This window comes from Luteolibacter sp. (genome assembly GCF_058122085.1).
In genome coordinates, this window is sequence record NZ_JBIKBQ010000150.1 from 1 (window position 1) to 8009 (window position 8009).

Here is an 8009-nt window from a genome sequence, read left to right on the forward strand (position 1 = left end):
TCTGCGTCCGATGATGGAAAATCTCCGCGCGGGAAAATTGGCAGCAACGATCCAGCTCGACGTCATCGAGGCCGCACGAACCGCCGCCGCGAAGGACGCGAAAATCGCCAGTTTGCTCGCCGAACACGACGCATCAGCCAGTGCCGAGTCGTCCGTCGCCCTCGAAGGCGGCGATGCGGAACGCGGCAAATCGCTCTTCCTCGGCCACACTGCCGCGATGTGTTCCAAATGCCACGCGCTCGAAAACGCAGGCCAACAAATCGGCCCCTCACTCGCAGGCGTCGCCACCCGCCTGACCCGCGCCGAGCTTCTCGAATCCATGCTCGATCCCCAGGCCAAAGTCGCGCCCGGCTACGGCATCCAAATCCTCGAACTCAACGACGGCACCACCGTCACCGGCACCCAAATGTCCGAATCGAACGAAGCCATCGTGATCAAAAGCCCCGACGGAAAACTCACCACCCATCCCAAAGCCACCGTCAAGACCGCCGGCAAACCCATCGGCGTGATGCCACCGATGAAGGCCCTCCTGACCACCCGCGAGATGCGGGACTTGGTGGAATTTCTCTCCTCGTTGAACGACGCGGAATAGCTCCGCACGAGCCCACTACACATCTTTATGCGTATTGACGGTTTTCAAGGAAAGCTGTCTTGATCTTCACCTATGTCGTATGAATACACCCTGCCAGGCCGCAAGTTCCTTGCCGCTTCGATTTCAGCCCTGGGTCTTGCTCCAATGACCTGGTTGCGCGCCCAGCAAGCGTCACCCAAAGACGAAATCACCATCGGCGTCGTCGGTTGTGGCAACCAGGGCTGCGGTGTGATGAACAATTTCCTCAATATACAGGGCGTCCGCGTGGTCGCCGTCTGCGATGTGGATGCCGGCCAAAAGGACCGGGCAAAGGCCCATGTGGACAACTTCTACAAGAATCAGGATTGCAAATCCTACCCGCATTACGGCGACTTGATGCAACATCCGGGGCTGGATGCCGTGCTCATCGGCACGCCCGACCACATGCACGCCACCGTCGGCATCGCGGCGGCGAATGCGGGCAAGCACGTTTACGGCGAGAAACCTTTCACCTGGGGTCTGCGCGAGGGCCGTTTGCTCAATGACGCGATCACGAAAAACAAGGTCGTCTGGCAGACCGGCTCGATGCAGCGTTCCATGGGTGAGTTCCGCCGTTTCCGCGCGCTGATCCAGAACAACACCTTCGGAAAAATCACCCGCATCGAATGCGGCACGCCGGGCGGCGCGCAGATCTCTCCAAACGCGCAGGAAGACAAATGGCCTGAAATGATCGACAAGCCACCTTCCCATCTCGACTGGGCCGGCTATTGCGGACCGGTCAAGGATTTCCCTTATCATCCGATGATCCACACCTGGAACTGGCGCTGGCACACCAGCTTCGGCGGTGGCAATCTGATGGACTGGGTGGGCCACCATGTGGACAACGCGCTGTGGGCGATGGGCTTCGACCGCACCGGCCCGGTCAAGGTGGAAGGCAGCAGCACACTCGGCGATCACAAGTTCTTCAACGTCTATCAGAAATACTCCTACAAGGGCACTTTCGCGGACGGCAGGGTCATCGAGGTCGGCACCGATTTCACCCACGGCGCTCATTTCGGACACGGCGTCAAGGTCACCGGTGAAAACGGCTGGATGTTTGCGAACCGCGGCGTCCTCGAGGCATCCGACCGCGAAATGCTGCGCAATGTCCCGGCCGATTTCGACACCAAGCCGCCGAGCCATACCCAGGACTGCAAGGAGTTTGCTTTCTGCGGGAGGCCCCTGAAAGAGCCAATGCGTCGGCCCGGCCTGCCTGTCGTCTTGTCCGCCGTCTTGTCCGCCATAGCCTCCGGCGACGGTGGAAGCTTTAGCGAAGGAGGAAGCCTTCTTGGCCTTCGTAGCTTCAGCGAAGTAGGCGGCATAGACTGGAGGGCGGGGAAATGGGGGTTGTTTTCATCGTCCCGTCAGCGGAAGAAGGGACAATAAGGTCCCTCCTCCTTATTTTGCAAATCCTCACGCGCTACGGGGAGGTTTAGGCGCAGGGGCAGTCAAGGCTCACCCACCACGCGGCGGACCCGGAAAAATTTCTGCGTCACACCGGGCTGTGGGGCGGGGAGGAGGATGGCTTCCCTCGATTCGCCTGCCCAGATCACTTCCCCGTGATCGGTGAACCCGCTCGTCAGGTCGTCCGAGGTCTGGACTTGGTAGAACGCGCCGCGGGTGGCATTCCAGTCGAGCTGGAAGCCGCCGGAACTGTCGTTCTGCAAGCGGGCCGAGAAGGGTTCGCTGGCGATGCTGCCGTCGTAGTATTTCAGGGCGAGGTTCCATGACAGGATGCCGCACTGCGAGCCGATGACGCGTCCCGGCCCGTCGTCGGCGGGCACGTGGATGCCGCCGTAGATCCGCGAGAGGCCGGCTTGGTCGGCGGCGTCGTAGTAGGTCGCCCACTGCAGGACGATGTCGTCGCTCGGGCCAGTGTCGGTCTTGAGAAAAACATTCCGGGAGGCGGTGAAGGTGGAGAGGCCGCCGGGGAAATACTCGCTGCCGGTGAATCTCACCATGACCTCGGCGGCGGCGCGGCTGAAGGTGCTGTGGCCGGAGACAAAGCCCGGAAAGGCCGGGGTGACGAAGGTGTCTTTCTGATAGGGCAGCCAGTCCACGGCGCGAATCCAATGCACGCCGGCGGGCAGGATTTTCGCGGTCCACGCCCGGATGGCGATTTCCCCCGGATGGTCGGCGAGGTGGGCGTGGCGCTCGCCGGGAGCGGTGGAACTGGCGGTGATGAGCTCGACCAAGCCGGCCACGAGCGGGAGTCCCTGCGAGTCATAGGAAGGGCCGCCGGGGTCGGACGATTGGCCGCGCCCGCCCATGTGGCGGATGGCGCTGATCGGGCGGGAGGAGTTGTAAACCCGCTTGCAGCCCCAGGCGCAAATGGCGGCGTCGTGCACCGCGCCGTTGAGGGCGAGGTAGAGTTTCACATCCCACTCCAGCGGGTCGAGGGTGGGGCCGCCGCCGCCGATTTTCCGCAGGAATCCGGGGGAGTCGGAGACTTTGTTGGCCAGCGAATTCCAGTGGCCGGGGGGCGTTTCGGATGACGGGCCATCCGCCCAATACTCGGCGAGCACGCGGGCGAAATCCGCGCGTTTGACGAGGTTCGGCGGGTAGGGCTGGCCGGTGGCGGGGTTGAGCGGGCGGCCGCTGCCGTTGTTGGTGCCGAGCGTGCTGTTGCCGCGAGCGGCGGGCGAGATGTCGATGAGTTCGCCGTCCGCCGGGTCCATCTGGCTGCTGGCGGCGATCACGTCCACGGCACCCTGTTTGAAAAGCTGGTCGGTGTCCCCGCCGAGTGCGGGCGGTGGTCCGGGATCGAGATGGAGATGGCCGCCCGCCAGCGAGGCGAGGGCGAACGGCCGCACCGCGCCCCAGTTTGAGCCGATGAAGGACTGGATGAGGTCCGCCGTTTGGCCGTTCTGGGTGGTTGCCATTTTGAAAAGCAGCGGCTGCCAGAGATTGGGGAAATTCATCACGGTGCCGGATTCATCCACGGGCAGCGGGCTGTTCACGGGCGCGTAGCTTCCGCCCATGAAGCTGGCGGGGTTGCTCGCTCCGTCGTTGGAGGCGTAGCCAAGGACGGTCTGGGCGACGCGGTTGCCAAGCGCCGCGGGGCTGTTGCCGATGACAGTGGTGATGGCGGGATCGTAGCCGAGGCCCGCGAGGCGAAGATTGAGGAAAGCGAGGGTGGTGCTGGCATTCACCGACCCGGCGTAGCGGGCGCTGAGGATGCGGAAGGCGGCGTAACTGATCGCCTCGTTGCGCGCGGCCTCGATGTCGGCGGCGCTGGCCTTTTCATGGTGGAGCACGCCGAGCGCTTGGGAATCGTAAGCGGCCCATGCATCCCACATGCCGACTGAGGTATGGAACAAATTGCGGGCATGCACGGTGGGCTTGGGGGTATCCACGCGGATGGCGGCGAGGTTCTCCTCGTTCCAGAGGCGCGCCACGTTCTTTCCTCCCAGGTCGGGGGCGCGCACGGTGACGATCAGCGTCTCGGTGCGGAGGAGGGCGGTGCCGTCGGAAAGGGTCACGCGCACCTGATAGGTTCCAGCAGCGTAGAGGGTGATGGTGGCGGGATTTCCGTAAGTCTGGCCGTTGACGGACCACTCCGCCGTCGCGCCCGGCGGCAGGCTTGCGGCGGCGATTTCCGCAGTGAACGATTCGCCGGGATCGACGGTTCTTTGCGAGAGGCTTGCCTGCGGGCTGGAAAGTGTGAGTTCCCGGTCCGGGGTCACGTTGCGGATTTCGGTTTCGTCGCCGTTGGTCCAGACCGCGCGGACGACGTCGGCCTCAGTGGCGGTGCCGAGTCCGAAGCGGGCGATCCGTTCCGGCCCGTGGCCGAGGTAACCACTCGAAGCATTCAGCTCCCGCATCTGCGTCACGGTGCCGACGGTGGTGTAAACACGCGAGCCGATGCCATGGCGGTGATGCGGTGCCGCCGTCCCTGCTAGGCGGATGGAGAGCCAGTGGTTCGCGTTCACTGTGTCGTTGCGAAACAGGATGGGCGGGCCGGGGTGATGCACGGGCGTGGGGCCGCTCAGGTCAGTCACCGAGTTGTTGGTGACAAACATGTCCTGGTCGCCGTCGTTGTCGTAATCGAACACCACCACGCAGCGGCCTTGTCCCCGGTAGCCGGCATCGCCGGAAGCGGCGGCGATTTCCTGGAAAGTGTTGCCGCCGAGGTTCTCGAAAAGCTGGGCGGGCTTATTATTGAACAACAATATCATCGAGGAATCCTCGGACGGGGTGCCGTTGACTTGATAGAGGTCGAGATCGCCGTCGTTGTCGAAGTCCGCGAACGCCGCTCCCCAGCCCCAATGGCCATGGCGCACTCCCGCCGCCGTCGAGATTTCCGAGAATCCACCGGAGCCGTTGTTGAGATGCAGCCGGTTGCCGCCGAAAAAACCGAAATCAATCGATGTGATGAAGACATCGAGATCGCCATCGTTGTCGATGTCGCCGATCGCGCCGCCCATGCCGTTGGACACGTTGCTGGTGCCAGCGGGTAAAAGCAATCCATTGCCCGGGTTGTGATACCAACTCGTTTGACCGAAGTCGGCGATGGCCATCATGTCCTGGAAGCGGTCCCCATCCAGATCCGCGAAACGAGGGGTGTAAGTCCAGTTCTTCGGCAGCGACTGATGCAGTTGCAATTGCCCCGCACCGGTATTGCGGAGGATTTTCAAATCCCCCAGACCGCCATTTTTCCATGCGCCGAGCGCGAGGTCCAACTTGCCGTCGTTATCGATGTCGCCCCAGCTCGGACTGGTGGCGAAGGTGGCCGGGGTGGTGAACACCTGGGGATCCACGGTGAAGTACCCGCCGCCGTCATTGACTAACAAAAGGTGGGGCGCGGTGGCGGAGGAGATGAAAATGTCGATGTCGCCGTCATTGTCGTAATCCGCCGCGCAGGCTCCGACATGATTCCCGGTCAAGGCCGCGCCGCGGGTTGCCGCCTGGTTAGCAAAAGTCCCGTCGCCCTGGTTCATGTAGAGCAGGTTCGGAAACTCCCCGCCCTGCAGGACGTAGAGGTCCGTCCAACCGTCGCCATCGAAGTCCTCGGCGACCGCGCCGCCCGTCATTCGACCGAATTCAGGATTTTCAAAGGTCGTGCCGGAGGCGTGCGAGTGGGTGTGCAGGATGTTCGCGGCGGCGGTGACATTGGTGAAATGCATTTCCCCGTGCGCGGCGGGGATGCTGAGCAGCATCACGGTGGCCACACTTTGCAAGCGGACGAATGGCAGGCAGTTAACGGATAAACGGGCAGCTTCGGACATCCTCACAGAACTGACGGGTTTAGGTTTGGAAAACTCAGTGAACGAACAAGTGATGTTATGGAACATGGAAGTTATGGAACATGGAATGGCTTCACGGCGCGGTGACTTTCACCCGGCCGAAGCGGCTGACCGGGTTTGCAGAGACGGTCACGGTGACGCGCTCGAAGGTGACGCGCTCGAAGGTGACGCGCTCGAAGGTGACGCGCTCGAAGGTGACGCGCTCGAAGGTGGCGTCGATGGAGACGGCGCTCTCGGTGGCGGAACCGTTCACACCCCAGCTTGCCAGCGCGTCGCTGAACTCGACGGCATAGCTGATGCCGGGAGCGGGAATGGCGGCAGACTTCCGGCGGATGAAGGTGAGAGCCGAGCTTGCCGGAACCGTTCACTGCGGCGGAGGGCAGGCCCGCAAAACCGTCAGGCGCGAGCACGGCGGAGTTGGGCGTGGCCAGCGTGGCCCCCTGCCCTGCCCCGGAACCGATCATGTTGAAGGCGAATTTCAGCAGGTTCTTCACGCCGTCACCTGCGGGAGTGAGCAAGTCCTGCGAGCCGTCGGCAGCGAGGCCGGTGGCGAGATCCGTCGGCAACGGGATCCATTTCGCGAAAAGCGTGAGCGCGGCGTCGGTGGTGTAGCTGGCGCTCACCGCGTAGTCGCTGCCGTTGCCGTAAGCGGCGGTGTTCCAGCCGGAGAAGGTGTAGCCGGTTTTCGCCAGCGCGCCGCTGTTGCCGGCCAAGGTCAGGGCGATGCCTTGGGTCTTGCTCTGGGTGGCGGGCGCGGTGCCGCTGTCGCTGCCGTTGGCGTCGTAGCTGACGGCGTAGGTCGGCAGGTTGATGGTGTAGGCGGCGCTGGCCACCGGACTGTCTGTCATCCCCGACTGATAGGCGATGGCCTTCAAGGTTTGCGAAACGCCAACCGAAACCGGAGCGGTGTAAACCGTGCCGACCGCGCTCGTCGGCGTGCTGCCGTCAGTGGTGTAGCGGATGCTCGCACCTGCGGTGGTTGAGCTGATGGTGACATTCTGCGTGGCCGTGTAGGTGCCGGCGGGCACGGACATCACCGGCATCGCGACCGGCTGCAAGGAGTTTGCTTTCTGCGGGAAGTCCCTGAAAGAGCCAATGGGCCGGACCGGAGGCGGGGAAATGGGGGTTGCGGGGGAAAAGGGGGCGAAAGAAGTGAAAAGTGCCGAGTGAGCAGTGAGCAGAGAAGAAAAACGCGACGAAACAGGTGTGTGGCAGATGCCGTTACGTGTTTTGGCATTCATATTCAATTGCCGCGAGCCTAGCTTTCCCGACCGCTTTATCAAGATTTCTTTTGGCAGCGGTGTTTTTTGACCCGACGGGCGGGTCAGGTGGATTCGAGAACCAGCGTTCGGCCGTCGTCCAAATGGATTTCGGGTGCTTTCCATGTTTGGCTTACTTCTTCGCCAAGGCTTCGAAGCACACGTTGGTCGTAGCCATCTGGATCGGGATTAGATGGATTCCGAGGACGGTTGAACCAGTCGAGGTCGGGTTCGTCGTCGGGGATCCATTCCTTGGTCGCCTGCCAATGTGGTTCGATCGGCTCCATGGTCTCGATGTCAAAAGGTGGCGGTGGCGGGCGCGGTAGCGTGACGATTCCCTCCATTCTTCGCTAAAGCTACGAATGGCATGCCCAAAGGCCGTGGAGGCGGAGGAAGAACTCGATTTCCTCGCGGCGGATGACTTTGCGAACCGGTTTCATGGTGCCTTTGCAGCAGGGGCATTCGAGCGGATCGCCGCCCCCATCCTTCGCCACCTCCGTCGCCGAGGCTATGGAGGTCAAGAAGGCTACGGAGGGCAGACCATGTTTGCAAGATGAGGTCGCGCCAGAGGGGGCGCATGTCGCGGGCGGATTGTTTCGGTGGTGCCGGGACGAGGAGGATAGTGGATTGGATATTTAAAATTGGAGATTTGAGATTGGGGGAAGATTCCGGAGGACGGATGATGCGGTCGGGGATGAGCGGAGTTTGGCCTCGGGATTTGTTGGAGTAGGTGCCGTAGTAGCGGACGGTTTGCTGGGATCAGGTGCGCAAAAGCCTCTTACGCGCAAAGGCCTTTCCTGATGCGGTCTTAAGATAGCGCTCGAAATCGGATGCCGCGCTTTCGGATTCGAATCCACCATACCACGCCAGTGTCCAAGGTCTGCCAGTTTTGGT

At 62.4% G+C, this 8009-nt stretch carries 6 protein-coding genes and 2 pseudogenes; 3 read left to right on the forward strand and 5 right to left on the reverse strand.

Going from position 1 to position 8009, the window contains the following annotated elements; all coding sequences use genetic code 11:
• The coding region (locus AC4DF4_RS17080) for a c-type cytochrome (RefSeq protein ID WP_490049319.1) at positions 1–592 on the forward strand (592 nt) is incomplete at its 5' end.
• Between the two features lie 72 nt (positions 593–664).
• Entirely contained in the window at positions 665–1996 is a 1332-nt protein-coding gene (locus AC4DF4_RS17085) for a Gfo/Idh/MocA family protein (protein WP_490049320.1), read from the forward strand.
• Positions 1997–2058: 62 nt separating this feature from the next.
• On the opposite strand, the gene AC4DF4_RS17090 is transcribed toward AC4DF4_RS17085, so the two are convergent.
• Positions 2059–4788, reverse strand: coding sequence for an ASPIC/UnbV domain-containing protein (locus AC4DF4_RS17090; protein ID WP_490049324.1), 2730 nt, complete (start codon positions 4786–4788; stop codon positions 2059–2061).
• Here AC4DF4_RS17090 and AC4DF4_RS17095 point away from each other — a divergent pair.
• Positions 4771–4863: pseudogene (locus tag AC4DF4_RS17095) on the forward strand (hypothetical protein); the annotation flags it as partial. The gene AC4DF4_RS17090 and the pseudogene AC4DF4_RS17095 overlap by 18 nt on opposite strands.
• Here the strand turns inward: AC4DF4_RS17095 and AC4DF4_RS17100 are convergent.
• From AC4DF4_RS17100 to AC4DF4_RS17115, 4 genes and pseudogenes are all read right to left on the reverse strand, one after another.
• Positions 4834–5904, reverse strand: a pseudogene (locus tag AC4DF4_RS17100) (FG-GAP repeat domain-containing protein); the annotation flags it as partial. The pseudogenes AC4DF4_RS17095 and AC4DF4_RS17100 overlap by 30 nt on opposite strands.
• 5 nt (positions 5905–5909) lie before the next feature.
• Positions 5910–6914, reverse strand: coding sequence for a chitobiase/beta-hexosaminidase C-terminal domain-containing protein (locus AC4DF4_RS17105; RefSeq protein ID WP_490049321.1), 1005 nt, complete (start codon positions 6912–6914; stop codon positions 5910–5912).
• A gap of 266 nt (positions 6915–7180) precedes the next feature.
• Complete coding sequence (locus AC4DF4_RS17110; RefSeq protein WP_490049322.1) at positions 7181–7459, reverse strand: hypothetical protein; 279 nt, start codon at positions 7457–7459, stop codon at positions 7181–7183.
• Between the two features lie 12 nt (positions 7460–7471).
• Complete coding sequence (locus AC4DF4_RS17115) at positions 7472–7636, reverse strand: hypothetical protein (protein WP_490049323.1); 165 nt, start codon at positions 7634–7636, stop codon at positions 7472–7474.
• Positions 7637–8009: the final 373 nt, after the last annotated feature.